Origin of the sequence: Loigolactobacillus rennini DSM 20253, assembly GCF_001436505.1 — a bacterium.
Taxonomy (GTDB): domain Bacteria; phylum Bacillota; class Bacilli; order Lactobacillales; family Lactobacillaceae; genus Loigolactobacillus; species Loigolactobacillus rennini.
In genome coordinates, this window is the sequence record NZ_AYYI01000071.1 from 1 (window position 1) to 639 (window position 639).

A 639-nucleotide genomic window follows, 5' to 3' on the forward strand; every position below is an offset into this window, starting at 1 on the left:
AGGGCCTAGTACTTTTGGAATGGAAATACTTTCCAACACCAAAAATTCTAGACCCATAATTTGCCACTTCGCCAGCAACTGTATCTGGCAATTGTAGACTTTCTGGTACACCGTGAATGTAAACAACCCGGGTTGCCAAGGCTAAATCTGTGGTGCCAAAAGCCGCTTTAAATTGCTTTTGCAAATCAGCTAACGGCACTTGTGCTTGATAAACAAAGTGGCCTTTTGCATCCGCTACCGGATAACGGTCATTGGGGATATTCATCTGCTGTGGTGCATTGTCAAAGGGGACCATGGTCGCACCAGAAACTGGTGCGGTTTCCGGTAGATCTAGCCAGCCGTCCCCATTAGCATCATCTGCCAACGTCACAACTTGGGCATCTTCGCCATCGGGAAAACCATGAAAATGCGCCCAGTGTTGCATGTTCGCTGGTGTCGCAAACATTTCCAACTTAATTTGTAATTGATCAGCTGTTAAGGTGAATGTCGCTTGACCATGTGCTTGTGTGCCAATTTTATCGCCATTTAATGCCTTGATTTCGGCAAGATATTTTTTTGTCATGAAAATAACCTCCCTTGTTGATAGGTACTGTCAAACGTACCCTAATTTACCTTGTTTTTATTATCGTTACTAATTGT

General features: G+C 43.8%; 1 protein-coding gene. It reads right to left on the reverse strand.

Features of this window, described 5'->3' with window-relative positions; all coding sequences use genetic code 11:
• A partial coding sequence (locus tag FC24_RS08595) for a hypothetical protein (protein WP_235807362.1) occupies positions 1-562 on the reverse strand: 562 nt, incomplete at its 3' end.
• Positions 563-639 lie beyond the last annotated feature (77 nt).